This window comes from Streptomyces sp. NA04227 (assembly GCF_013364195.1).
Taxonomy (GTDB): domain Bacteria; phylum Actinomycetota; class Actinomycetes; order Streptomycetales; family Streptomycetaceae; genus Streptomyces.
In genome coordinates this window covers 3770482-3795363 of record NZ_CP054918.1, presented here as the reverse complement: position 1 = coordinate 3795363, position 24882 = coordinate 3770482, and the positions used below count along the sequence as shown (strand labels likewise).

The following is a 24882-nucleotide window of genomic DNA, read 5'->3' as shown; positions in this document are numbered from 1 at the left end:
TGGTCCGGCGGTCGGCCGGTCGCCTCGTTCCGGCCGGGTGCGTGCGTGTGCGGCCTTCAGGGCCGTCCGGCGCCGCGCGCCTTCCCCCCACCGCAGAGGAGGTCTGCCATGCCCAGATTTGTCATGCCCGCGCGGATTCTCGCCGTCGCCGGTGTCACCGGCGCCTCGGTCGTCGCCGCCCTGGCGCTGGCGGTCCCCGCCTCCGCCGCCTCGGCCGAGGACGGCGTGGCCGCGACGGCGACCACGCGGAGCGCGGCCGCCATGACGCCCGCCGCCTCGTCCGTCGACAAGGCCGCCGCCTGGGGTTACGTCATCGACGGTTCGTGCGGCGGCCGAGAGGGCCAGATCCGCGGCGGCGCCAACTACTGGGGCGGCGCCACCGAGGGCTCGGGCACCCCGGTCGACTGCGTGAGCGGCTACGTCGAGGGCTGTGGCGCCAAGGGTTCCGAGCCGGTCTACCAGGCGGGCGGCGTCATCGGCTGCAACTGGGGCGCCGGCCAGAAGATCACCCTGTCCACCCTCGCCAGCGACTTCGAACTCCTTGCCGCCCACGAGTTCGGCCACAACTGGTACGGCCACTCCGGCTACCAGTGCATGAGCTGGAACAGCCCCGACGAGGTCATGGCGCCCACCATGTGCTGACCCGGGGGAGCCCGGGGGAGGCGCCCCACCGCACCCCCGCACCCGTGACGAGCCCGGAGGGAATTCCCTCCGGGCTTCTCGCGTTCGGACTGAAGAAGTTCATCGTTCAACTAAAGTCGACCCGGACGCACACAAGGAGGTACGGACATGCCCGCCGTGACCGTGGAGAACCCGTTGACCCTGCCCCGTGTCGCCGCGCCAGCGGACGCGACCGCGCGCAAGGTGCTGGCCGTGAGCACCGCGCCGAGCGGATTCGAGGGCGAGGGTTTCCCGGTGCGCCGTGCCTTCGCGGGCATCGCCTACAAGCACCTCGATCCGTTCATCATGATGGACCAGATGGGCGAGGTGGAGTACGCGCCCGGCGAGCCCAAGGGCACCCCCTGGCACCCGCACCGCGGCTTCGAGACCGTCACGTACCTCATCGACGGCACCTTCGTGCACCAGGACTCCAACGGAGGCGGTGGCACGCTCCACAACGGCGACACCCAGTGGATGACCGCGGGCTCCGGCCTGCTGCACATCGAGGCGCCGCCGGAGGAACTGGTGGCCTCGGGCGGCCTGTTCCACGGTCTCCAGCTGTGGGTCAACCTGCCCGCCAAGGACAAGATGATGAACCCGCGCTACCAGGACATCCGCGGCGGCCAGGTCCAGCTGCTCAGCTCGCCCGACGGCGGTGCGCTGATGCGCGTCATCGCGGGCGAACTCGACGGACACGAGGGCCCCGGCATCACGCACACGCCGATCACCATGGTCCACGCGACGGTACGTCCCGGCGCCGAGGTGACCCTGCCCTGGCGCGAGGACTTCAACGGCCTCGGGTACGTCCTGGCCGGGCGCGGCACCGCGGGCAGCGAACACCGCCCCGTCCACATGGGCCAGACCGCGGTCTTCGGCCCCGGCTCCTCGCTCACCATTCGCGCCGACGAGAAGCAGGACGGCCACACCCCCGACCTGGAGGTCATCCTCCTCGGCGGCCGGCCGATCCGCGAACCCATGGCCCACTACGGCCCGTTCGTGATGAACACCCGCGCCGAACTCCAGGAGGCCTTCGAGGACTTCCAGAAGGGACGGCTGGGGACCGTTCCGGCGGTGCACGGGATGTAAGGCCGGACGTACGGCACGGTCGGCGACCGCGACGGCCGTCGCGGGTCGGCGGCCGTCGTGGGTTCGGGGCGGCGGCGCGTTACCCGTCCCGCGCCCCCCATCCCCCATCCGCCCCACCCCCGGCCCCGCCTGCCCTCGCACCCCCCTCCGCCGTGCTGAGCTGACCCAATGGCACAGGTACCGGCGTCGGCGTCGTCTTCACTGCTTCCCGAGCCCGCACGGCGGATCGGCGCCTGGTGTGTGCTGTTCCTGCTGGTGACCGGTGTCGTGGTGGTGGTCGTCAGGCTGGCCGTGTACTTCAGGGCGGCCGTGGTGCCGGTACTGCTCGCGTTGCTCGGGGCGGCGTTGCTCGGGCCCCTTTACCGGTGGCTGCTGCGGCGGGGGATCAACGCCTCACTGGCGGCGGGGCTGACCTGCCTGGCCGTGGTGGCCGTGGTCGGCGGGGCGGTGTACATCGTGGTGGCCGCGCTGATCGACAGCGGGGACCAGATCGTCGATTCGCTCCGGGACGCGGCCGACTCGGTGAGCAAGCACTTCGGCGCGGCCGGGACCTCGGTGGACGATCTCGCCTCCAACGCCCGTGAACTGGGCGGGAAGTTCGGGGCCACCGCCGCCTCCGGAGTGCTCAGCGGGATCAGCCTGGTCGGCGAGATGATCACGGCGGCCGTACTGGCCCTGCTGCTGATCTTCTTCTTCCTGCGGGACTCCGACCGGGCGATGAGCGCGCTGCACGCACTGGCGCCCGCCGACTCCGGGCACCTCCTCGAGGCGATGGCCCGCCGCGCCTTCCGCGCGGTCGAGGGCTTCATGCACGGCACCACCCTCATCGCCCTGATCGACGCCCTCTTCATCACCGTCGGGCTGCTGATCTGCCAGGTCCCGGGCGCCGTCGGACTCGGCGCTCTGGTCTTCGTCGGCGCCTACATCCCCTACCTCGGCGCCTTCCTCTCGGGCGCCGTCGCCATCCTGGTCGCGCTCGCAGACCGGGGCGTGGTCATCGCCCTGTGGGTGCTCGGCGTCGTCCTCGCGGTCCAGGTGATCGAGGGGCATCTGCTCCAGCCGATGATCCAGTCCCGCACCGTCCAGATGCACCCCGCGACCGTCATGCTGACCATCGCCGCCGGAGCCTCGGTCGCCGGAATCCTCGGCATGCTGCTCGCCGTACCGATGACCGCCGCCGGGTTCGGTGTCTACGCCGAACTGCGCAGCCGCTACTCCGAGGCCGTCGCCGCGTCCCGCGCCCGCGAGGCCGGAGAGGGCGGGGCGGACGGGGCGGACGGACCCTCCGGCGCCTCGGCGAGCCCGCCCCCGTCCGACGGGTCCTGAACCGGGTCGCGAACAGCGTCCTGAACCGGGTCCCGAACAGCGTCCCGAGCAGCGTCCTGAACCGAGTCCTGCACCGAGTCCCGAACCGGCCCCCGAAAGGCCACCGGCCCTCCGTCGGCTTCGGCGCCGCCGTGATGCCCCGCCCGCCCCGCCTCGTTCAACTCGAACCAGATCGACTTCCCGTCCCCCTGCGGGTCCACCCCCCAGGCATCGGCCAGTACGTCCATCAGGACCAGACCCCGTCCCGAGGAGGCCAGTTCGCCGGGGCGGCGCAGATGCGGCAGGTCGTCGCTGCCGTCGCCGGCCGAGACCCGCAGCCGCCGCCGGCCCCGCTCCCCGCTCACCACCACGACGAGCAGCGCGTCCCCGTCGGTGTGCACCAGGACGTTGGTGAGCATCTCGGAGACGAGCAGTACGGCCGAGTCCACCTGCTCCGGATCGGACCAGTCGTGCAGCACCTCGCGCACCTGCTGCCGGGCCGCGGCCACCCGTTCCGGCTCCGCCTGCGCGAGGGTGAGCGCGAACCTGCGGTCGGGGGTGAGCTGTTGCGGGCGCTTGTTGCGGCGTACGAGGAGCATGGCGATGTCGTCCTCGCGGCGGTCGGCGAGCGGGCCCGTCGTGTAATGCGAGGGCGGCCCGTGCACCGCCTGGACCAGGGCCTCGGCCAGGCCTTCGAGCCGTTCGCCGCTGTGCTCCTCCATGATCGTGCGGATCCGGGCCCAGCCCGAGTCCAGGTCGTGGCCGCCGGTCTCGATGAGTCCGTCGGTGCACAGCAGCATCGTCTCGCCGGGCTCCAGGGCGAGCTGGGTGGTCGGATAGTCCGCGTCCGGGTCGATGCCCAGCGGCAGCCCGCCCGCCGTCGGCCGCAGCACCACCGTCCCGTCGTCCATCCGGATCGCCGGGTCCGGATGCCCGGCCCGGGCGATCTCCAGGACCCCGGTCCCCGGCTCGGCCTCCACGTACAGGCAGGTCGCGAAGCGCGGTTCCGGGTCGGACTCCTGTTGCGGTCCGCGCCCGTGTGCCACCGAGTTGGTGATCCCGTAGAGGAAACGGCTCGCCCTGGCCAGTACGGCGTCGGGGCGGTGGCCCTCGGAGGCGTACGCGCGCAGGGCGATCCTGAGCTGGCCCATCAGACCGGCCGCCCGTACGTCGTGCCCCTGCACATCGCCGACGACCAGGGCGATCCGGCCGGTCGGCAGCGCGATCATGTCGAACCAGTCGCCGCCCACCTGGAGGCCGCCGCCGGTGGGCACGTACCGCGCGGCGACCTGGAGTTCGGGTACCTGCGGGCCGAGCCGCGGCAGCATCGCCCGTTGCAGTCCCTCGGTCAGTTCCCGCTCGGTCTCGGCGGTGTTCGCGCGGGTCAGCGCGCCCGCGAGCATCCGGGCCACGGTGGTCAGCACGGACCGCTCGTCGGGCGTGAACGACACCCGGTAGGAGAACGCCGCCATCCACGCGCCGATAGTGCGCCCGGCCACGATCAGTGGCAGGAAGGCCCAGGACTCGCGGCCGAAGGGCTCGGCGAGCGGCCAGGTCACCGGGTAGCGGCGCCGGTACTCCGCGGGCGAGGCGAGATACACGGCCCGGCCGGTGCGCACCACGTCGGCGGCCGGGTAGTCGGTGTCCACCGGCATCGCCGTGAACGGGTTCTCGTCGCCCTCCGAGTGCCCGTGGTGCCCGATGATCGTCAGCCGGTCGGCCTCGGCTCCGAAGACCGCGAGCCCGTCGGGGGTGAAGCCGGGCATCGACAGATTGGCCGCGACCCGCAGCACCTCCTCCGTGGAGCGGGCCTCGGCCAGCGCGCGCCCCGCGTCGAGCAGGAACGCCTCGCGGGCGCGGCGCCAGTCCCCGATCACCGGTGCCCGGTCGGTCCCGCCGGGCACCGCGTCGCTGATCTCCTGGAGGGTGCCGATCAGCAGGTAGTGGCCGGTCTCGGGGTCCTTGCGGGGCTTGGAGCGGCTGCGTACCGACCGCAGTACGCGGCCCTCCTCGTCCATCACCCGCAGCCGTACCTCGGTCAGCGTGTTCTCGGCGACCGCGAGCCGCACCACGCCCTCGATCTCGTTCCAGTCCACCGGGTGGAACCGGGCACGCGCTCCGGCCTCGGTGAGCGTCACCGGCCGCGCGGGCAGCCCCATCAGCCGGGCCGCCTCGGCGTCCAGCCGTACCGCGCCCGCCTCGGTGTCCCAGTGCCACAGCCCCGTGGCCAGGGTCACCAGCACGTCCCCCACCGGCTGGAGGGGGTCATGGGTGCTCATTTCCTCACTCTAAGAAGAGGGGACAAGGCGCCGCGACTCCAGTGAGGCCGCTCGGAGCGGTGCGGGCGGGGATCGGAGCGGGTTCACCGGGGTTGTCCACACTCCGGCAGGTGATCTTGGCGCGGACGGTAACCTTGACGGGGCTCATCCGTCGCGAGCGAGGCCCGGGCACCCCCCGGCCGTGGACGGCGAGCACCGCTCAGGCACCAGAAGCCCGGCAAAGCACACCCCACTGACGCGAAGACTGGATGAACGACGATGCACCGGTACAGGTCACACACCTGCGGCGAGCTCCGCGCCTCTGACGTCGGCTCCGACGTCCGGCTGAGCGGCTGGCTGCACAATCGCCGAGACCTGGGCGGCATCCTCTTCATCGATCTGCGGGACCACTACGGCATCACCCAGCTCGTGGCCCGTCCCGGCACCGCCGCCGCGGAGGCGCTCGACAAGCTCTCCAAGGAGACCGTCGTCCGCGTCGACGGCAAGGTCGTCTCGCGCGGCGCGGACAACATCAACCCCGAACTGCCCACCGGCGAGATCGAGATCGAGAGCGCCGAGGTCGAGGTGCTCGGCGCCGCCGGGCCGCTGCCGTTCACCATCAACACCGAGGACGGCGTCAACGAGGAGCGCCGCCTTGAGTACCGCTTCCTCGACCTGCGCCGCGAGCGCATGCACCGCAACATCATGCTGCGCTCCGCCGTCATCGCCGCGATCCGCGCCAAGATGACCACCCTCGGCTTCAACGAGATGGCGACCCCGATCCTCACCGCGACCTCCCCCGAGGGCGCCCGTGACTTCGTGGTCCCCTCCCGCCTGAACCCCGGCAAGTTCTACGCCCTGCCGCAGGCTCCGCAGCAGTTCAAGCAGCTGTTCATGATCTCCGGCTTCGACCGGTACTTCCAGATCGCGCCCTGCTTCCGCGACGAGGACGCCCGCGCCGACCGCTCGCCCGGCGAGTTCTACCAGCTCGACGTCGAGATGAGCTTCGTCGAGCAGGAGGACGTCTTCCAGCCGATCGAGAAGCTGATGACCGAGCTCTTCGAGGAGTTCGGCGGCGGCCGCCACGTCACCTCGCCGTTCCCGCGGATCCCGTTCCGCGAGGCGATGGAGAAGTACGGCTCCGACAAGCCCGACCTGCGCGCACAGCTCGAACTCGTCGACATCACCGACGTCTTCGAGAACTCCGAGTTCAAGGCCTTCGCGGGCAAGCACGTCCGCGCCCTGCCGGTGCCCGCCGTGCAGGACCAGCCGCGCAAGTTCTTCGACCAGCTCGGCGACTACGCCGTCGAGCAGGGCGCCAAGGGCCTCGCCTGGGTGCGCGTGGCGGAGGACGGATCGCTGTCCGGCCCGATCGCCAAGTTCCTCACCGAGGAGAACATCAAGGTCCTCACCGAGCGCCTCGGCCTGGCCGCCGGCCACGCGATCTTCTTCGGCGCGGGCGAGTACGACGAGGTCTCCAAGATCATGGGCGCGGTCCGCGTCGAGGCGGCCCGGCGCTCCGGCCACTTCGAGGAGAACGTCTTCCGCTTCTGCTGGATCGTCGACTTCCCGATGTACGAGAAGGACGAGGAAACCGGCAAGATCGACTTCTCCCACAACCCCTTCTCGATGCCCCAGGGCGGCATGAACGACCTTCAGGAGAAGGACCCGCTGGACATCCTGGCCTGGCAGTACGACATCGTCTGCAACGGCGTCGAGCTCTCCTCCGGCGCCATCCGGAACCACGAGCCCGACATCATGATCAAGGCCTTCGAGATCGCGGGCTACGACCGCGACACCGTGGAGCGCGAGTTCGCGGGCATGCTCCGCGCCCTGCGCTTCGGCGCCCCGCCGCACGGCGGCATCGCCCCCGGCGTCGACCGCATCGTGATGCTCCTCGCCGACGAGCCCAACATCCGCGAGACCATCTCCTTCCCCCTCAACGGCAACGCCCAGGACCTGATGATGGGCGCCCCGACCGAGCTGGAGGAGTCCCGCCTGCGGGAGCTGAACATCTCGCTGCGCAAGCCGCAGCCCAAGTAGGCGACGGGGCGGGGTGGTTCGCCGCCCGCTCGTTAGTACGCAGTGTGTGGGGCCTCGGATCCGTCCGGGGCTCCATGCGTTTGTGCGCAGGGCCGCCGTTCACGGGCATCCACCGTCGTTCACCGCCGTTCACTTCCTTTCACGGCTGTTCACAGCATTGCGGGATCCAGGTCCCGTCGGTGAAGTGAGGGAACCGGGTGCTGTAGCGCTGATTCAGCGCTACTCTGCATGCATGGCTACGGTGCAGATCAGAAATCTCGATGACGCCGCATACGACATACTGCGCCGGCGCGCGGCCGCTTCCGGGCGGTCGTTGCAGGAATACCTGCGCGTTCAGTTGGAGGAACAGGCCGCACGGCCGACCGTCTCCGAGGCCATTGCCCGGGTGCGCGCGCGAGTGGAGGGCGATGTGCCGATGGCTGACATCGTCGAACTGCAACGCCAGGAGCGCGGCGAGTGATCGTCGTCGACAACTCCGTGCTGGTCTCGCTGTTCACGGACAAAGGGCCGCTCGGCCAAGCCTGCGCGGACCGGCTCGACAGGCAGCAGCTCTTTGCCCCGGCCCTCGTCGATGTCGAGGCACTCAATGCCGTGAAGGGTCTCTTGAGGGGCGGCAAGATCAGCGAGGACCTCGCGGACGAGGTCGTCCGTGGGCTGCCCTTCTTCCCGATGAAGCGAGTCCCGCACGAAGGCCTGGTGCCCAGGATCTGGGAACTGCGCCACAACTTCAGCCCCTACGACGCCACCTACGTGGCGCTCGCGGAGCAACTCGACGCCGTCCTCGTCACCGGTGACGAGAGGCTGCAGCGGGCGACCGGCAAGAAGTGCGTGGTCGAAGTGATCCGTTGACTCGGCGGCGTGCCTGTCGTGGGACGGGGCCGGGCTTCCCGCCCCACTGACCTTTACGCCCCCTCGCCCCCGAACCGCTCCTTGTACGACGCCAGGTCCTCGTCCGCGATCTTGGCGAAGAGGACCGGCGGGACGGTGAACGCGGTGCCCGCCGGGACCGAGTCGAGGGACTTGGCCTCGTCGGGGGTGACCCAGGTGGCCGTGTCGTCGGTCAGGGTGAAGGCTGCGCGCATGGCGGCGGCGCTGGTCGGGATGAAGGGCTCGGAGACGACCGCGTAGAGGTGGATGAGGTTCATCGCGGTGCGCAGGGTGAGGGCGGCGCCGTCCTGGTCGGTCTTGATCTCCAGCCAGGGGGCCTTCTCCTCCAGGTAGGAGTTGCCCGCCGACCACAGTGCCCGCAGCGCCGAGGCCGCCTTGCGGAACTGCAGCGCCTCCATCTGCTCCTCGTACTCGGCGAGCAGCCGGGCGATCTCCTCGCCGAGCCGCGCCTCGGCCTCGCCGGCCTCGCGGCCCGCCGGGACCTCGTCGCCGAAGCGCTTGCGCGAGAAGGACAGGACCCGGTTGACGAAGTTGCCGAGGGTGTCGGCAAGGTCCTTGTTGACCGTGGCCGTGAAGTGCTCCCAGGTGAACGAGGAGTCGTCCGACTCGGGGGCGTTGGCGATCAGGAAGTACCGCCAGTAGTCCGCCGGGAGGATCTCCAGGGCCTGGTCGGTGAAGACGCCGCGGCGCTGCGAGGTGGAGAACTTACCGCCGTAGTAGGTCAGCCAGTTGAAGCCCTTGACGTAGTCGACCATCTTCCAGGGCTCGCGTACGCCGAGTTCGGTGGCCGGGAACATCACCGTGTGGAACGGGACGTTGTCCTTGGCCATGAACTGGGTGTAGCGGACGTCCTCGGCCTCGTACCACCAGGACTTCCAGTCGTGCTCCGGGCTCTCGCCCGCCGCGTCCGACCACTCCTTGGTGGCACCGATGTACTCGATGGGCGCGTCGAACCAGACGTAGAAGACCTTGCCCTCGGCGGCCAGTTCCGGCCAGGTGTCGGCCGGGACCGGGACGCCCCAGTCCAGGTCGCGGGTGATCGCGCGGTCGTGCAGGCCCTCGGTCAGCCACTTGCGGGCGATGGACGAGGAGAGCTGCGGCCACTGCGGGAAGGCCTCCGCGGTGCGGTCCACCCACTGCTCGACCTCCTTCTGCAGCTTCGACTGCAGCAGGAAGAGGTGCTTGGTCTCGCGGACCTCCAGGTCCGTGGAGCCGCTGATCGCCGAGCGGGGCGCGATCAGGTCGGTGGGGTCCAGGACGCGGGTGCAGTTCTCGCACTGGTCGCCGCGCGCCTTGTCGTAGCCGCAGTGCGGGCAGACGCCTTCGACGTAGCGGTCCGGCAGGAAGCGGCCGTCCGCGGGCGAGTACACCTGGCGGATGGAGCGTTCCTCGATGAAGCCGTTCTCGTGCAGACGGCGCGCGAAGTGCTGGGTGATCTCGACGTTCTGCGTGCTGGAGCTGCGGCCGAAGTAGTCGAAGGCGAGCGCGAAGCCGTCGTAGACCGCCTTCTGCGCGTCGTGCGCCTGCGCGCAGAACTCGTCGACCGGTACGCCCCGCTCCTTCGCGGCGAGCTCGGCGGGGGTGCCGTGCTCGTCGGTGGCGCAGATGTAAAGCACGTCGTGGCCGCGCTGGCGCAGGTAGCGGGAGTACACGTCGGCCGGCAGCATCGACCCCACCATGTTGCCCAGGTGCTTGATCCCGTTGATGTACGGAAGGGCGCTGGTGATGAGGTGTCGAGCCATCGGGGGCTGCTCCCAGGTCGCTACGTGGCGTGACGAGCGGCGGTACCGGAATCTCGTCGTACGAACCTTCAAATCGTAGCCGACCGGGTGGGGCCGCCCGCCTCTCGTTTTGCGGTGCGGACGGCCCCCGGGGTGCCGGTGTCACGTACGGTGCGCGCGAGCCGTGACTCTCGTGAGCCGTGACTCTCGCGTCGGCTCAGCCCTGCTGCGGGCTCCAAGTCGACAGCAGGCCCTCGTACAGCTCGGCGTCCGTCAGCTCGCGCGGCGCGGGGCCCGCGTGGAAGAAGGACGCGTTCGGCGCCTTGAGCTTGCGCAGGTAGTCAAAGCCCTTGGCGTCGTGCTCGCCGAACGCCACGAACTGGAAGAACAGCGGCAGCCGCTCCGCCTCCTTCAGGGCCGCGGTCGCCGGGCCCTTGGTGTCCGGCGGCCCGTCCGTCTGGAAGACCACGAGCGCCGGGCCCTTCGCGCCCGACTTCTCGTAGTGCGCGACGACCTCCTCGACGGCCACGTGGTAGCTCGTACGCCCCATCCGGCCACAGGCCGCGTGCAGCTCGTCGATCCGGCCCTCGAACGACTGGGGGGTCAGCTCGCCCGTGCCGTCGATCTCGGTCGAGAAGAAGACCACGGGTACGGCCGTCTCCTCCGGGTCGGTGTGCTCCGCGAGCGCGAGTACCTGCTCACCGAGGCTCTGCGCCGACCCGTCCTTGTAGTACGGCCGCATCGAACCGGACCGGTCCAGTACGAGGTAGACCTTCGCCCGCACCCCGGCCAGCCCCCGCGCGGCGAGCGCGGCACCGGCGGCGGCGTGGGCTCCGGTGAGGGAGTCGGCGGGGGGTGCGGAAGGTGTCGGGGGCGCCGGGGGTACGGAGGTGGTGGGGGCTTCCGGCTGGGGGGCGGGCTCCGGCGTGGGCTCGGGGGCGACCTCGGGGGTGACCTCCGGCTCGGGCTCCGGAGTGACCTCAAGCTCGGGCTCCGGCGCAGGCTCGGGCGTGACCTCAAGCTCGGGCGCCGGCGCGGGTTCCGCCTCGGGCTCTGCTTCCGGCTGTGGCTCGGGCTCCGGCTCGGGAGCCACGTCCACCGGCTCGGGAGCCACGTCCACGGGCTCAGGGTCCGACTCCGGGGCGGGCTCGGCGTCAGCGGTGGGCACCGTCTCGGCTTCGGTCTCGGTCTCGGTCTCTGCTTCGGGCTCCGCCTCCGCGTCGCCCTCCGCCTCGGCCTCGGTCGCACTCTCGGCCTCGGCCTCGGCCTCGGCCTCGGCTACGGGAACGGTTTCGGCCACGGGCTCGACATCGGCCGCGGGCTCTTCCTCCGCTGCGGGCTCGACCACAGCCACCGGCTCTGCCTCGCTCACGGGCTCGGCCGCGGAAACCTGCTCGGTCTCCACCACCGGCTCGGAAACCTGCTCGGTCTCCACCACCGCCTGGGCCACCGGCTCGGCCTCGGCCACCGGCTCCTTCTCGACCGCCTCTTCCTGCCGCTCTTCTGCTTCTGCTTCTGCCTCTGCTGCCACGTCCTCACGCACCGCAGGCTCCGAACTCGGCCTGGGCACAGTCACGTTGTCGAAGGCGGCGGCCACCAGATCATCCGCGGCCGACGGCGACGTAGAAGCAGACGACGCAGAAGCCGACGTCGAAGAAGCCGACGAAGAAGCCGAAGACGAACCCGCCTCCTCGTCCCCCCGCCGCGCCGCCGGAATCCGCACCTCGGCCGAATGCGCGGCCGAACCGGCTGCCGTTGCCGAATCCGCGTCCGTTACCGAACCCGCACCCGAGTCCGTTACCGAATCCGTTGCCGAACCCGCACCCGAATCCGTCGCCGTACCCGAATCCGCGTCCGTTGCCGGATTGTTGCCGGTGTCCGGGGCTGGTTCTGTGGTGCGGCCCTTGCGGGAGCGTGTGAAGGTGTTCCGCAGGCGGCTGAGAATGCCCATGTGCGCGACCCTTTGCGTGCTTTGGTTCCCGTAGGTTCCCGTAATCCCTGGCCAGGGCGGACACGTAAGGTTAGCCGCCGCCGAAGGCGATCTTGGCCGGGGTCCGGGCCCGTGTGTACCGGGCTCCGAGGGTGGCGTCAACTCCTGTTCGCGGCCGAGGCGTTCACCCCGTGTTCATGTGATGGACCGTACGGCGCCCAAAAGCCCCCCTAGCGTCTGGCCGAAAACAGCCGGATATCGGCCGCGACCGGGCATTAGTCGGCAAGAGTCGATCAGACTTCACAAGAGTCGGCAAAAGTCTCTCGAAGGTCAGTCACTCCGGTTGCGAATCGGCGCGGACCGCGTCGGTTTATGTGCGCAAAAACGGAGGACAACGTGCGCAAACAGCTTCCGCTCATCTCCTCGCACGAGGGTGGCCGTTCGGCGATGACCTGCCGGTTCCGGTGTGGCAACGCCTGCTTCCACGAGGTGCCGAACAGCAGCGACAACGAGTACGCGGGCGACATCATCGCGGGCGCGGTCAGCCGCCGTTCGATGATGCGGGCCGCGGCCGTCGTCACCGTCGTCGGCGCGGCGGGCGGTGGCTACGCGCTCACCGCCGGGTCGGACAGCGCGGTGGCCACGCCCGAGGGCGGCCTGGCGGGCGGCCACGGCGTGGGTGGGGCGCGCGGACTGCGCTTCGCGCCCGTCGCGCCGAACACCAACGACGTCGTGACGGTGCCCGAGGGCTACGAGCAGAACGTCGTCATCAAGTGGGGCGAGCCGATCCTCCGCGGTGCCCCGGACTTCGACCCGGACAAGCAGTCGGCCAAGGCGCAGGCGGGCCAGTTCGGTTACAACAACGACTTCCTCTCGCTGCTGCCGCTCAGGGGCGAGGACTGCCGTCAGGTGCTCGTGGCCAACCACGAGTACACGGACGAGATCCTCATGTTCAAGGGCTACGACGAGGAGAAGCCGACCCGCGAGCAGGTGGAGATCGCCTGGGCCGCGCACGGTCTGTCGGTCGTCGTCGTGGAGGAGGAGAAGGCCGGTCGCAGCGGTGGCGGTCTGCGCGCCGTGCGCCGCCACCACCTCAACCGCCGCCTCACCACCTCCAGCGAGTTCCGGCTGAGCGGCCCGGTCGCGGGCAGCGAGTACGTGCGTACCACGGCCGACCCGAAGGGCATCACGGTCCTCGGCACGCTCAACAACTGCTCGGGCGGTACGACGCCGTGGGGTACGACCCTGCACGGCGAGGAGAACTTCAACCAGTACTTCGGCAACGCCGACAAGGTCACCGACCCGGAAGTGGCCAAGCAGCTCAAGCGCTACGGCGTGGTGCCCGGCGCCTCCGAGCGCCGCTGGGAGGACTTCGACGACCGCTTCGACCTGGCCAAGGAGCCGAACGAGATCAACCGCTTCGGCTACGTCGTCGAACTCGACCCGTACGACCCCGAGTCGACCCCGCGCAAGCGCACCGCGCTCGGCCGCTTCAAGCACGAGGGTGCCCAGCCGCGCCTGACCGACGACGGCCGTCCGGTGGTCTACCTCGGCGACGACGAGAAGTTCGACTACTTCTACAAGTTCGTCTCCTCCAAGCGCATGAAGCGCGGCACCAGCCGTGCCGCCCGCGCCCACAACCTGACCCTGCTCGACGAGGGCACCCTCTACGTCGCCAAGCTCTCCGGCGACTCCCCGGCCACCGAGATCGACGGCACCGGCAAGCTCCCGGCCGACGGCGAGTTCGACGGCAGCGGCGTGTGGATCCCGCTGGCGAGCGCGGGCCCCGACGGCGCCGTCTCGCACATCGAGGGCATGAGCGGCGAAGAGGTCTTCGTCTTCACCCGTCTCGCGGCGGACAAGGCCGGTGCCACCAAGATGGACCGCCCCGAGGACATCGAGCCGTCGCCGAAGACCGGCAAGGTCTACGTCGCGCTCACCAACAACTCGGACCGCGGCAAGGAGGGCAAGGCCAAGGCGGACGAGGCCAACCCCCGCAACAGCAACAAGCACGGCCAGATTCTGGAGCTCACCGAGCACCGCAACCGGCCCGAGGCGAAGAAGTTCGCCTGGTCGCTGTTCCTGGTCGCGGGCGACCCGAAGGACCCGGCGACCTACTTCGCGGGCTTCCCGAAGGACAGGGTCAGCCCGATCTCCTGCCCGGACAACGTGGCCTTCGACTCGCACGGCAACCTGTGGATCTCCACCGACGGCAACGCGCTCGGCAACCACGACGGCCTGTTCGGCGTGGCCACCCGGGGCGAGTGCCGCGGTGAGCTGAAGCAGTTCCTCACCATGCCGAAGGGCGCCGAGACCTGTGGTCCGCTGATCCAGGACCGGCACGTACTCGTCTCCGTGCAGCACCCGGGCGAGATCGACGGCGCCACCGTCGAGAAGCCCGCCAGCCAGTGGCCCGACGGACCGGGCAAGCTCGTCCGGCCCTCGGTCGTCTCGGTCTGGCGCAAGGACGGCGGCGACATCGGCTGCTGAGCGCCAACTTCGGCTGCTGACACGGCAGTTCGGCAAGGCGGTTCACTCGGCCACACGGCTCGGTGATCCATCGGGGCGTCCTGTAGGGGGGCGCCCCGATGGCGTTGGGGGCGGCGGGCTCGCGTACGAGGGATGCCGTGCGACAGACCGTACGAGGGACCCGTACGAGACCCGCCGGCCCTCAGGAAACCCGTCCCCTCAGGAAACCCGTCCCCTCAGGAAACCGCCGTGTCCCGCTCCTCGCGCGGCCCCGGCACCCGTGCCGCCGCCCGGGCCGCGGCCGCGGCGCCTGCCGGGCCGGCGGCGCCCTCCGCGCCCTCCGTCTCCAGGAAGGCGCGGTACTCCGGCGCCCGCCAGGCAGCCTCCCAGTACGCCTCCTCCAAGTCCCCGTAGACCGCGTCGAGTTCGTCCTCGGTGCGGGCGGCGAGCAGCAGCCGTACGGCGAGCGGGTCGCCCGCGATACGGCGGATCGCGGTGCCGGGGCGGGCCTGGGCGGTGGGCTGGATGACCGTGACGACCTCGCCGATGGCGACGAGCTGGGCGGCGGTCATGTAGTCGCCGTGCAGGACGGGCGGATCGAGATGGGCCTCGCGCAGGGCGCGGCTGAGGCCGTCCCACTCGCCGTCGACGGTGGGGTCGACCATCCACCGGTCCTCGGCGAGGTCGGTCAGCTTCACGACGGACTTCTCGGTGGCGGGGTGGTCGGCGGCCAGCGAGACGAACTGCGGTTCGTGGGCGATGAGTTCGCGTACCGCGAGGCCCGTGGGAAGGGTCAGTGCGGCGGTCCCCGCGACCTCGTGGACGAAGGCGATGTCGATCTGTCCGGCGGCCACCATCCGCAGCAGGGCGTTGCCCGACACGTCCATCTGCAGGCTGGGTTCGCCGGTGAGGCCTCCGGTGCGCAGGCGGCGCAGCCAGTCCGGCAGTGCGACGCTCGCGGTGGAGCCGATGCGCAGCCGGGGGCCGCCCGCACGTGCGGCGGCGGCCCTGCTCTCGGTGATCAGGGCGTGCATGTCGGCGACCAGCGGGCGGGCGCGGCTGAGGACGACGCGGCCGAGCGGGGTGGGGCGGCAGCCGGTGCGTTCGCGGGTGAAGAGCTGGCCGCCCAGGGTCTGCTCTATGCGCCGCAGCTGGGTGCTCATCGAGGGTTGCGCCATGCCGAGCTCACGCGCGGCCTTGTGCAGGCTGCCGTGATCGGCGATGGCGGTCAGCACCCGCAGGTGCCTCACCTCTAGCTCCATGGCAGTTGAGACTAGAACGGTGCTCACCGTTGCACCAGGGGGATGAATCGCCCTGTATGCGGGCTACTTGGACAGTGATAGGTGTGTGCTATCGCTCCTTGCCATCATCAGCCGGTCCGCCGTGATCCCCGCGTGACCTCAACTGCGACCGTGCGCGCACAATCCGTGACATCATCCTTACGGTCGGCCTCCGGGCGACGGGCGTCGTCGGCGGCCTCCGTCCCGCTCCGCTCTTGCTCGGCTCCCGCTCGGCGCAGGTGACACCCCACGGCGACGGCGAGCCGTACGGACAGCCGAGAGCCGCCCCGTAGGGCCCTGACAAACCGGCCCATCGTCCGGAAACCCGGGCGTGGTTCCGGGGCCGCGGCAACCGCGTGCCGCAATCGGTGCCGGTGGGGCGCGAGTTGAGCCGCGATAGCCCTGAGCTATCGATTGTTGCCATCATCCCGGCGCGGCGCTGTTCCCCGAAACTCCCTAGCAACCGTTCTCGCCCCCACTAAGAACGAGTAGGGAGTCCCCCCACCATGAAGCTTTCCCAGCGCTTCTTCGCGACCGCCGCCGGCCTGTCCCTGGCCGTCGGAGGGTTCACCACCCTTGGTGTCGCCGCCCCCGCGGGTGCCGCCGAGGCCCCCGCCGCCCCGTCGTACGCCCAGTACAACGGTTCGTCCGCCGAGAAGAAGGCGAACGACGCGTTCTTCGCGGCCGTGATGGACGCGGTCGCCGAGAAGCGCAAGAAGAACCCGGGTGCCGAGTCCGTCACCGTCACCTACGACGCCTCCGGCGCCCCCACCTTCGCCGCGCAGATCGCCAAGTCCACCCAGATCTGGAACTCCTCCGTCGCCAACGTCCAGCTCCAGGAGGGCTCCGGCGGCGACTTCGAGTACCGCGAGGGCAACGACCCGCGCGGCTCCTACGCCTCCACCGACGGCCACGGCAAGGGTTACATCTTCCTCGACTACGCGCAGAACGAGGAGTACGACTCGACCCGCGTCACCGCCCACGAGACCGGCCACGTGCTCGGCCTGCCGGACACCTACGACGGTCCGTGCAGCCAGCTGATGTCCGGCGGCGGCCCCGGCACGTCCTGCACCAACGCGCAGCCCGATGCCCAGGAGAGCGCCAAGGTCGAGCAGCTCTGGGCCAACGGCTTCGACAAGGCCCTGCACAAGGCCAACGCCCGCTAGTCACAAGCGAGTCGAGCCAGGATCGAAGTAAGTCGAGCCACCCCCCACAGGTGCGGGCCGCCCTCTACAGGGCGGTCCGCGCTGTCGTTTTCCCGGCTCCCGTCCGCCGCCTCAGGGCCGTCGCACTCGCCGAAGGTAGGCGGCGAGCGCCGAGTTGAACGACTCCGGCTGTTCCAGGTTCGGCAGATGCGCCGCACGCTCGACGACCACGAGCGTGGCATCGGGCAGGGCCGCGTGCATGGCCTCGGCGTCGGCGACCGGCGTATAGGTGTCGTCACGGCCGACGACCACCAGCGCCGGAACACTGACACGCGTCAGCAGCTCGCGGTAGTCGGGACGCCTGGCACGTCCGCGCAGTGCGGCGGCCGCGCCCTCGGGATCGGTGGCACACATCATCCGGTGCACATGCGCCGCGACGGCAGGGTCCGCGTACGGGGCGACCATCCTGTGCAGGACCTCGTCGGCGTAACCGCGCATGCCCTCGCCGAGCAGCCGGTCGGCCGTCCGGTCGCGCTGCTCGCGGCCCTCGTCGGTCTCGGCGGCCGGGAAGGTGTCGGCGAGTACGAGGCCGTCGATCCGGTCGCCGAAGAGGCGATAGCACTCCATGGCGATCTGCCCGCCCATGGAGAGCCCGGCGAGGACGAACCGCTCGACGCCGAGTTCGTCGAGAAGGCGGATGATGTCCTCGGCGAATGTGGACAGCGGTACGAGGCCTGACGTGACCGGTGAGGCCCCGTAGCCCCGCAGATCCGGAGTGATGACACGGTGGGTGTCGGCGAAAGCGGCCACCTGCGGTGACCACATCGTCCGGTCGAAAGGGTGGCCGTGAATGAGGACAAGCGCCTGACCTGCGCCTTTGTCCTCGAAAGAGAGGAGGGGAGCCATGTGCACGACCCTAGGCACGCTCCCTGACTCGGTGCAACGAAATCTTTGCCCTCGGTGCAATGCCACCAGGGGCAAACCCGGGCGTACCCGGGGGAATCGGGGAGTGTGTACGTCATGGACGACTATCGGCGAATTGCCGACCGAGTGGCCGAGGAGATAGCGGCGGGAGTGCTGCGGCCGGGTGACCGCCTGCCGCCACAACGCGCGTTCGCGCGCCGCAGCCGGATCGCGGTCTCGACCGCGGGCCGGGTCTACGGCGAACTCGTGCGCAGAGGACTGGTCGTGGGCGAGGTGGGCCGCGGCACCTTCGTCCGCGCCTCGCCGGTGCCCTCGGGCCGCCAGCTGACCGAACCGACCGGGCTCGCACCGGTCAACCTGGAGCTCAACTACCCAGTCGCACCAGGTCAGTCGGAGCTGCTCGCCGCCGGGCTCGCCCCGCTGCTGCGGCCCGACGTACTGGACCTGGCCACCCGTACCGCGCCCGCGGCCGGTACCGCACAGGCCCGCGAGGCGGTGGCCGGGCTGCTCGCCGACGGCGAATGGCAGCCCGAACCACGGCAGTTGCTGTTCGCGGGCAACGCCCGCCAGGCGATCGCGGGCGCCCTGTCCGCCCTCGGCGCGCACGGCCGCCCCGGCTCCGGCGCCGGTGCCAGGATCGGCGTCGAACAGCTCACGTACCCGCTGGTCAAGGAGATCGCGGAACGCCTCGGCATCGTGCTGGTACCGGTCGCCATGGACGGCGAAGGCCTGCGCCCCGACGCGCTCGCCACCGCGCACCGCAGCGCCCCGCTCAGCGGCCTGTACGTCCAGCCGACCCTGCACAACCCCACCTCGGTGACCGCCTCCGCCGGACGCCGCCGCGAACTGGCCGCCGTGGTACGGAACTTGGACCTGCCGGTGGTCGAGGACCGGATCTGGGCCTTCCTGCACGAGGACGAACAGCCGCCACTCGCCGCCTACGCCCCCGAGCGCACCTTCGTCGTCGACGGCCTCTCCAAGCGCATCGCCCCCGGCCTGACCGCGGGCCTCCTGGTGACCCCCGCCTCCCCCGACCCCTGCGTACCGCCCGTCGAGGAGGTCGCCTCGGTCCTGCGCTCCGGCGGCTGGACCGCGTCCCGGTTCGCCCTGGAGGCGACGGTGCGCTGGCTCGCGGACGGCACCGTGGACCGGCTCGTCGAGGCGAAGCGCACGGACGCGGCCCGGCGGCAGGCCCTGGTCGCCCGGGAACTGCGCGACTTCACGGTCCGCACCGACCCGCACGCCTACTACGCCTGGTGGGAGCTGCCCGAACCCTGGCGCGCGGACCGCTTCGTCGGCGCGGCGGCGGCCCGCGGCATCGCGGTCACCCCCGGCCAGGCCTTCGCCGTCGGCCCCCAGTCCGCCCCCGACGCCGTACGCCTCGGCCTCGCCAGCACCCCGCCGCCCGCCCTCAAGGCGGCGCTTTCGGCATTGGCGGAGGTGGCTCGGACGGGGCGGTGAGGGGGAGTGAGGGAGAGCGAGGGGGGAGTGGAAGTGCGGGGGCGGTGAGGGGCGGCGGTTGCTTGCTTGAGGGGCGCGCTCCTGGGCTCTTTCGGTGCCGCATCGACCCGCGCGCATGAGGAGCCGGTGGCGGCCTCCGGAATGGGCCGCCACCGGCTGGTACTGGTGGAGGGGGCTCTGGGGAGGGCCGCCGCCGGTGGATCGGTAGGGAAGGGAGTGGTGGGCGGCCTTGAGCGCTGGGCTGCTCAACTACTCGGGTTCTGCTGGGAGTTGAGGACGTCGAGGGCGTCGGTGCGGGTGCGGGTGCGGGTGCGGTGCGCTGCCCGGCCGCGGTGCCCCCGCACCGCGGCCGGGCCGTGACGGTCAGCAGGGCGGCGGCCAGCGCGTCAGGTACGAGCGAGTGCCGGGTGCGAGACCGGGCCCCCCTTCGGCGTGGGCGCGGAGTGCTCCCGCGCCCCGGGCAGGGCATACGGTCGCCGGATGCCGCGGTACCGGAGTGCCCCCCGTGGCACTCCGGGAACAGGGAATCCTGGTGCATGACGCTCCTTGCCGTGCGGCCGCGCCGCAGTCCGGTGCCCTGGTTCCAGGACCACCGAACTGCCGTACACAGCCACGCCGTTCGTCCTGACGCATCCCGGGACCGCGCCCGCCACAGCGCCCGCCGCCCCGGCCGCCCGCCCGCCACGACAACCGCCGCCTCGGGTCCCACGGCCTCCCCGGGACACCTCCATGTTGTGCGTACGGACCGCCTCGTGTCGTTGGCGTGGTTGGTACGGATCGTTGACTTTGCGCGCAGTGGGGTGGGTGGGGCGGGGTGCTGTGATGGTGGTGCGGTGGGGGTCGGGGGCCGTGATGGTGGTGCGGGTGGGGGCGGTGCCGGTGGTGCGGCGGGGGCCGGGTGCCGCGACGGCGGCGCGGGTGGGGCGAGGCTGTTGAGGGGGCGTGCGGCTGAGGGCCGCACGTGCCGGAGGACAGCGCTTGTCCGAGAGCTGTGCTCGTCCAAGGGCCGCATGTGCCCGAGGGGCCCGATTGTCCGAGAGCCGTGCTCGCCCAAGGGCCGCACGTGCCCAGGGGCCCGATTGTCCGAGAGCCGTGCTCGTCCGTCCAACGGGCGGCGCTTGCCCGAGAGCGCCGCTACTACCCGACCCGCGCCTCTGCCTCGATCTCCGCCGCGATCTCTGCCTCGACCTCGGTCTCCACAGTGCCGTTCTCCGTTGCGGTCTCCGGCTCGATCCCCGTCCCCGTCCCCGTTCCTGTCCCAGTCCCAGTCCCCGTTCCCGTCTCCGTCCCCGTGTCCGTCTCGGTTTCGGTCTCCCTCTCGGGCCCCGTACTCGTCCTGTCTCCCGCCCCGGCTCCTGTCCCCGCCTGCGTACCCACGGCCGAGCCCGTACGCACTCCGGCTCCCACCGTCCTGCCTGTTGCCGTTCCCGTCGCTGTCGCTGTCGCCGCTGCCGCTGTTCCCGTTCCCGATGCCGTTCCCGCCACTGCCCGCGTCTGCTCCCGAGGGGCCGGGGCTCTGCCCGCCCCCGCGGCCTTGCCCGCGCCTTTGCTCCCACGGACCCAACGACCCCGTCGGCCCCACCTGCTCCGGCCTCGCCGATGCCGTCGCCGCCCGCTCGTACGGCGCCGCCGGACCACCCTCGCCCCCGCCTCCCTGAGCCGTGGCCACAGCGCCGCGCCGAAGGCGAGCAGCAGGCCGAGGGCGAGCAGCCACCAGGCGGTGAGGCGCAGGGAAGAGGTGAGGGCGTCGTAGACCTGGCCGACGGCGGCGCGGGAGACATGCGGCGGCAGCTCGGCCAGGGTCATACTGCGGCACGCGGCGGTCACGATCTGGAGGCCGACCGCGCTCGCCGCGATGCCCAGGCCGGTGGCGGCGACGGCCAGCCTGCGGCGCGGGGCGAGCAGGATCGCGGCGCCGCCGAAGGCGAGGCAGGCGGTCGGCAGCCAGACGCCGACGGCCTCCAGGGTGCCGATGAGCTCGCGCGCGCGGGAGGTGTCCTCCGCGCGCAACACGGTGACCCGGTTGGCGCGGACCGGGATGTTGTCGGCGAAGGGCACCCCGTCCGCCTCCAGCTGGTCCTTCAACTGCTGTACCAGCGGCGCCAGTTCGACAGTGACCTCGCCGCCGTCGCCACTGCGAAGGGCGTCCAGTACCGCGCGGTGGGCGGCTCGGTTCGCCGCGTCCCAGGCGTTGCGGTAGGCCTGCGTGGTGGAGAACGACAGCACGGCCTGGTGCACGAAGCTGTCCACCGCGTCCTGGAGCGACCCGGCGTCGACCTCCTGGCCGACCTCGGTGGCCACCGCGTCCGAGACCGCGTCCCGTACCGCGCCGTCCTCGGCGAGCGGCGCCATGGTCGCCACATAACGTTCCTGGTCGGCGAGCTGGAACTGGCCCCAGAGCGAGACCGCCCCGAAGGGCAGCAATACACAGGCGACGGTGATCAATACCGTCGCCACCACACCGCGCAGAATCGGGGGCACGATTCCAGCCAACGACGCCGCCGGGCATCCGGCCAGCGGGCACACTGCATACGGAGGTCAGGACCACCTGTCAGGAGGGCGTACGCCCCCCTCCGGCGAGCGTCGCGCAGACGATGTGATTGCGCCCCATGTCGGCGAATGTGTGCCCGGCATCCCCCTGTGCGCCACTTTCCCGCCTTAATCTGACGGCTCCGCTTTGCGGACGTAACCGGTCGCAGCCGCCGCCGGTTGCGGTTCCCGTCGGCCCTCGACCCGTCCCGGCCAGCCCCGCCATTCCGACCAGCCTCGGCCAGCCTCGGCCAGTCCAGTCCGAACAGCCTTGATCGGCTCCCGTACAGCCCGTCCTGATGTATCTCCATTGATTCGCATTGATCCACATGGATTCGTGTCGCACGTATCGATCAATGCATCCGATGTCTATCCATGCTCATCCACATCCACCCATATCAATCCACATTGATCCATTGGGCTCGGATTGATGCACGTCGACCCGAGTTGATCTACGTGGATGCACGTGGATCAACGTCGATCTACATGGATCCGTATAAGTCCATACGGATAGGTGCCATACGGATAGGCGTGGATCAGCAAGGGGCGGCGTCGGCAGGGCTCTCACGGTCGCCCGCGTTGATCCGCTCCGCCTCAAGCTGCATCAGTCTGTATCAATACGCATCTATCTGCATCTACCCGCATCGAACTGTATCAACGTGTATTAATCAGTCAACTAACGATCATTGCTGTCCATCATTGACTACCTGCATCAAGCAGTACATATCCGCGTCAACATATGCACCCAACGTCAAGTCAGTACAGAGCAGCATCCATCCCCACCCGCCAATACACGTCAGGAGGCCCCCATGCCCATGAAGCGCCGCGCCTTCGTCTGCGCCGCCGCCACCGTCGCGACGGCTGCCTCCGCCGCGGCGCTCGGCGCCTTCACTCTCGCCAGGGAGGACGGGAGCGGCGGCGGACCGGACCCGGCGGCAGGTGACGCCAAGCCGCGCCCGCTGCCGTCGTCGGCGACGGACGCCGACGTACGTGCCGCCCGCCGTCTGCTGCCCCGGCACTGGGACCAGTTCACCTTCCGTGCGCTGCCGTCCGCCCGTACCGGACGGGACGCGTTCCGGGTGTCGGGGGGCGAGGGCGCGATTCTGGTGGAGGGGACGACGGCGGCGGTGCGGCTGCGCGGGATGTACTGGTACCTCGCGCACACCGCACGCGCGAGCCTGACCTGGGCCGGTGACCAGCTGGACGCCCTGCCGGACCGGTTGCCCGCCGTGCCCACCCCGCTCGCGCGCTCCGCGAACGTCCCGCACCGGTTCGTCCTGAACGACACCAACGACGGCTACACCGGCCCGTACCGTGACTGGGACTACTGGGAGCGCGAGATCGACACCCTCGCGCTGCACGGCTACAACGAGGTGCTCGTCTACGCCGGTGCCGACGCCGTCTACCACCGCCTCTTCCAGGAGTTCGGCTACAGCGACGGCGAACTCCTCGCCTGGATCCCGGGCCCGGCCCACCAGCCGTGGTGGCTGCTGCAGAACATGTCGGCGTTCGGGGGTCCGGTCTCGCGGCAGCTTCTCGACCGGCGGGCCGCGCTCGGCCGCCGTATCTGCGACCGGCTGCGCGAGCTCGGTATGACCCCGGTCTTCCCGGGCTACTTCGGCACCGTCCCGCCCGGCTTCGCCGACCGCAATCCGGGCGCCCATCTCGTCCCGCAGGGCACCTGGGCCGAATTCCCGCGCCCGGACTGGCTCGACCCGCGGGGCGACCACTTCCGCCGCGTCGCCGCCGCCTACTACCGCATTCACGCGGAACTCTTCGGCGCCTCCACGCTGTACAAGATGGACCTGCTGCACGAGGGCGGCGACCCGGGTGACGTACCGGTGGCGGACGCGGTACACGGGGTGCAGGGTGCGCTCAACTCCGCGCACCCGGAAGCCCTTTGGGCGATTCTCGGCTGGCAGAAGAACCCGACGAAGGAGCTCCTCGGTGCGGCCGACCGGGCCAAGGTCCTTGTCCTGGACGGCCTTTCGGACCGTTTCCCCGAGGTGACGGACCGGGAGGGGGACTGGCTGGGCACGCCGTACGCCTTCGGCTCGATCTTCAACTTCGGCGGCCACACCGCGCTCGGCGCCAACACCCCCGACTGGGCGGCCCTTTACCACTCCTGGCTCGGCCGCGAGGGCAGCACGATGTCCGGCATCGCGCTGATGCCGGAGGCCGCCGACAACAACCCGGTCGCCCTCCAGCTCTTCTCCGAGCTGCCGTGGACCGAGCAGAGCCCCGACCTCACCGACTGGTTCTCGCAGTACGCGCTCTCCCGCTACGGTGCCGCCGACCGCAAGGCCGCCGAAGCCTGGGACCTGCTGCGCCGCTCGGCCTACGGCACCACCCGCGCCGACCGCTGGAGCGAGCCCGCCGACTCCCTCTTCGCCGCCCGCCCGAGCCTGACGGTCACCCGCGCGGCGAGCTGGTCACCGAAGCAACTGCGGTACGACGGCGTGGAGTTGGCCCGGGCCTTGGACGCCCTGCTCGACGTGGCACTCGCACTGCGCGGCTCCACCGCCTACCGCCGCGACCTGTTCGACGTCGCCCGCCAGTGCCTCGCCAACGACAGCCGCCTCCTGCTCCCCTGGATCAAGAAGGCCTACGACGACGCCGACCGCGCCGCCTTCGACCGGCTCACCGGCATCTGGCTGGACCGTATCGACCTGCTCGACCTGCTCGCGGCCACTGACCGGGACCACCTCCTCGGCCGCTGGGTCGCCGAGGCCCGCGCCTGGGGCGCCGACGACGCCGAACGCGACCGCCTCCAGGAGGACGCCCTCACCCTGCTCACCACCTGGGGAGCCCGTGCCCACTCCGGCACCGGCAAGCTCCACGACTACGCCAACCGCGAGTGGGCGGGCCTCACTCGCGGCCTGTACCGCCTGCGCTGGAAGACCTACTTCGACACCCTCGCCCAGTCCCTTGAGGACGGCACCGAGCCCACGCCTGTCGACTGGTACACCGTCGAACGGGGCTGGCTCGACAACCCGGGCCGACTGGCCGAGCGTGCCGAGGGGGACACGTACAAGGTGGCGAGGCAGGTACGGGACGAGCTGGCGCGGGAGATCCCGGGGGTTCCGAGGGACTGAGGCTCCGAGGGGATGAGGCCCGGAAGGGGATGAGGCCCGGAGGGGGATCGGTTTCCGAGCGGACGTGGTTCCTGGAACCGGCCTGGTG

At 70.8% G+C, this 24882-nt stretch carries 17 protein-coding genes; 11 read left to right on the top strand and 6 right to left on the bottom strand.

What is annotated here, in order from left to right; translation table 11 throughout:
• Positions 1-108 precede the first annotated feature (108 nt).
• From HUT18_RS16125 to HUT18_RS16115, 3 genes are all read left to right on the top strand, one after another.
• The gene (locus HUT18_RS16125; protein WP_176101346.1) at positions 109-642 is read left to right on the top strand and encodes a hypothetical protein; all 534 of its coding nucleotides are present in this window, start codon (positions 109-111) and stop codon (positions 640-642) included.
• 147 nt (positions 643-789) lie between these two features.
• A complete protein-coding gene (locus HUT18_RS16120) occupies positions 790-1746 on the top strand; it encodes a pirin family protein (RefSeq protein ID WP_176101345.1) in 957 nt (318 codons plus the stop codon).
• A gap of 168 nt (positions 1747-1914) precedes the next feature.
• Positions 1915-3072: an AI-2E family transporter gene (locus tag HUT18_RS16115; RefSeq protein ID WP_176101344.1), complete on the top strand. Its 1158-nt coding sequence runs from the start codon at positions 1915-1917 to the stop codon at positions 3070-3072.
• On the opposite strand, the gene HUT18_RS16110 is transcribed toward HUT18_RS16115, so the two are convergent.
• Positions 2958-5330, bottom strand: a complete 2373-nt coding sequence (locus HUT18_RS16110; RefSeq protein ID WP_176101343.1) for a SpoIIE family protein phosphatase — start codon at positions 5328-5330, stop codon at positions 2958-2960. The two genes, HUT18_RS16115 and HUT18_RS16110, sit on opposite strands and share 115 nt — an antisense overlap.
• Before the next feature lie 258 nt (positions 5331-5588).
• On the opposite strand from HUT18_RS16110, the gene aspS reads away from it, so the two are divergent.
• The 3 genes from aspS to HUT18_RS16095 all read left to right on the top strand — a co-directional run bounded on the left by aspS (position 5589) and on the right by HUT18_RS16095 (position 8201).
• Entirely contained in the window at positions 5589-7352 is a 1764-nt protein-coding gene (gene aspS, locus HUT18_RS16105; protein ID WP_176101342.1) for an aspartate--tRNA ligase, read from the top strand.
• Positions 7353-7584: 232 nt separating this feature from the next.
• On the top strand, positions 7585-7812 hold the full coding sequence (locus HUT18_RS16100) for a hypothetical protein (RefSeq protein WP_176101341.1): 228 nt from the start codon (positions 7585-7587) through the stop codon (positions 7810-7812).
• Positions 7809-8201 carry a type II toxin-antitoxin system VapC family toxin gene (locus tag HUT18_RS16095; RefSeq protein WP_176101340.1) on the top strand — a complete coding sequence of 131 codons (393 nt, stop codon included), beginning with the start codon at positions 7809-7811 and terminating at the stop codon, positions 8199-8201. Before HUT18_RS16100 ends, HUT18_RS16095 begins: the two co-directional genes overlap by 4 nt.
• A gap of 53 nt (positions 8202-8254) precedes the next feature.
• Here HUT18_RS16095 and metG read toward each other — a convergent pair whose 3' ends face one another.
• Together metG and HUT18_RS16085 are read right to left on the bottom strand one after the other, a co-directional pair.
• Positions 8255-9982, bottom strand: a complete 1728-nt coding sequence (metG, locus tag HUT18_RS16090) for a methionine--tRNA ligase (protein WP_176101339.1) — start codon at positions 9980-9982, stop codon at positions 8255-8257.
• 196 nt (positions 9983-10178) lie between these two features.
• Positions 10179-11492 (bottom strand): VWA domain-containing protein, encoded by a 1314-nt coding sequence (locus HUT18_RS16085; protein WP_254878635.1) that lies wholly within the window; start codon positions 11490-11492, stop codon positions 10179-10181.
• 46 nt (positions 11493-11538) lie between these two features.
• Between HUT18_RS16085 and HUT18_RS33800 the strand changes: the two genes are divergently transcribed.
• Complete coding sequence (locus tag HUT18_RS33800; RefSeq protein ID WP_254878634.1) at positions 11539-11946, top strand: hypothetical protein; 408 nt, start codon at positions 11539-11541, stop codon at positions 11944-11946.
• A 341-nt stretch (positions 11947-12287) separates the two neighbouring features.
• Positions 12288-14381 carry a PhoX family phosphatase gene (locus HUT18_RS16080; protein ID WP_176101337.1) on the top strand — a complete coding sequence of 698 codons (2094 nt, stop codon included), beginning with the start codon at positions 12288-12290 and terminating at the stop codon, positions 14379-14381.
• A 215-nt stretch (positions 14382-14596) separates the two neighbouring features.
• On the opposite strand, the gene HUT18_RS16075 is transcribed toward HUT18_RS16080, so the two are convergent.
• Positions 14597-15622, bottom strand: a complete 1026-nt coding sequence (locus tag HUT18_RS16075; RefSeq protein ID WP_176101336.1) for a LysR family transcriptional regulator — start codon at positions 15620-15622, stop codon at positions 14597-14599.
• 524 nt (positions 15623-16146) lie between these two features.
• Between HUT18_RS16075 and snpA the strand changes: the two genes are divergently transcribed.
• Complete coding sequence (snpA, locus tag HUT18_RS16070) at positions 16147-16806, top strand: snapalysin (RefSeq protein ID WP_176101335.1); 660 nt, start codon at positions 16147-16149, stop codon at positions 16804-16806.
• Positions 16807-16917: 111 nt separating this feature from the next.
• Here the strand turns inward: snpA and HUT18_RS16065 are convergent, their stop codons facing one another.
• Positions 16918-17691, bottom strand: coding sequence for an alpha/beta fold hydrolase (locus tag HUT18_RS16065; RefSeq protein ID WP_176101334.1), 774 nt, complete (start codon positions 17689-17691; stop codon positions 16918-16920).
• Positions 17692-17805: 114 nt separating this feature from the next.
• On the opposite strand from HUT18_RS16065, the gene HUT18_RS16060 reads away from it, so the two are divergent.
• Positions 17806-19170, top strand: coding sequence for a PLP-dependent aminotransferase family protein (locus HUT18_RS16060; RefSeq protein ID WP_176101333.1), 1365 nt, complete (start codon positions 17806-17808; stop codon positions 19168-19170).
• Between the two features lie 1137 nt (positions 19171-20307).
• On the opposite strand, the gene HUT18_RS16055 is transcribed toward HUT18_RS16060, so the two are convergent.
• Positions 20308-21651: a hypothetical protein gene (locus HUT18_RS16055; protein WP_176101332.1), complete on the bottom strand. Its 1344-nt coding sequence runs from the start codon at positions 21649-21651 to the stop codon at positions 20308-20310.
• An 857-nt stretch (positions 21652-22508) separates the two neighbouring features.
• On the opposite strand from HUT18_RS16055, the gene HUT18_RS16050 reads away from it, so the two are divergent.
• Positions 22509-24794: an alpha-N-acetylglucosaminidase gene (locus HUT18_RS16050; protein ID WP_176101331.1), complete on the top strand. Its 2286-nt coding sequence runs from the start codon at positions 22509-22511 to the stop codon at positions 24792-24794.
• The last annotated feature ends 88 nt before the right edge of the window (positions 24795-24882 follow it).

Excerpts from the sequence above, each read along its gene's own strand:
- HUT18_RS16050 (WP_176101331.1), top strand. The coding sequence starts at position 22,509 with ATGCCCATGAAGCGCCGCGCCTTCGTCTGCGCCGCCGCCACCGTCGCG.
- HUT18_RS16110 (WP_176101343.1), bottom strand. The coding sequence starts at position 5,330 with ATGAGCACCCATGACCCCCTCCAGCCGGTGGGGGACGTGCTGGTGACC.
- HUT18_RS16100 (WP_176101341.1), top strand. The coding sequence starts at position 7,585 with ATGGCTACGGTGCAGATCAGAAATCTCGATGACGCCGCATACGACATA.
- HUT18_RS16075 (WP_176101336.1), bottom strand. The coding sequence starts at position 15,622 with ATGGAGCTAGAGGTGAGGCACCTGCGGGTGCTGACCGCCATCGCCGAT.
- aspS (WP_176101342.1), top strand. The coding sequence starts at position 5,589 with ATGCACCGGTACAGGTCACACACCTGCGGCGAGCTCCGCGCCTCTGAC.
- HUT18_RS16065 (WP_176101334.1), bottom strand. The coding sequence starts at position 17,691 with ATGGCTCCCCTCCTCTCTTTCGAGGACAAAGGCGCAGGTCAGGCGCTT.
- metG (WP_176101339.1), bottom strand. The coding sequence starts at position 9,982 with ATGGCTCGACACCTCATCACCAGCGCCCTTCCGTACATCAACGGGATC.
- HUT18_RS16120 (WP_176101345.1), top strand. The coding sequence starts at position 790 with ATGCCCGCCGTGACCGTGGAGAACCCGTTGACCCTGCCCCGTGTCGCC.
- HUT18_RS16125 (WP_176101346.1), top strand. The coding sequence starts at position 109 with ATGCCCAGATTTGTCATGCCCGCGCGGATTCTCGCCGTCGCCGGTGTC.
- HUT18_RS16115 (WP_176101344.1), top strand. The coding sequence starts at position 1,915 with ATGGCACAGGTACCGGCGTCGGCGTCGTCTTCACTGCTTCCCGAGCCC.
- snpA (WP_176101335.1), top strand. The coding sequence starts at position 16,147 with ATGAAGCTTTCCCAGCGCTTCTTCGCGACCGCCGCCGGCCTGTCCCTG.
- HUT18_RS16060 (WP_176101333.1), top strand. The coding sequence starts at position 17,806 with ATGGACGACTATCGGCGAATTGCCGACCGAGTGGCCGAGGAGATAGCG.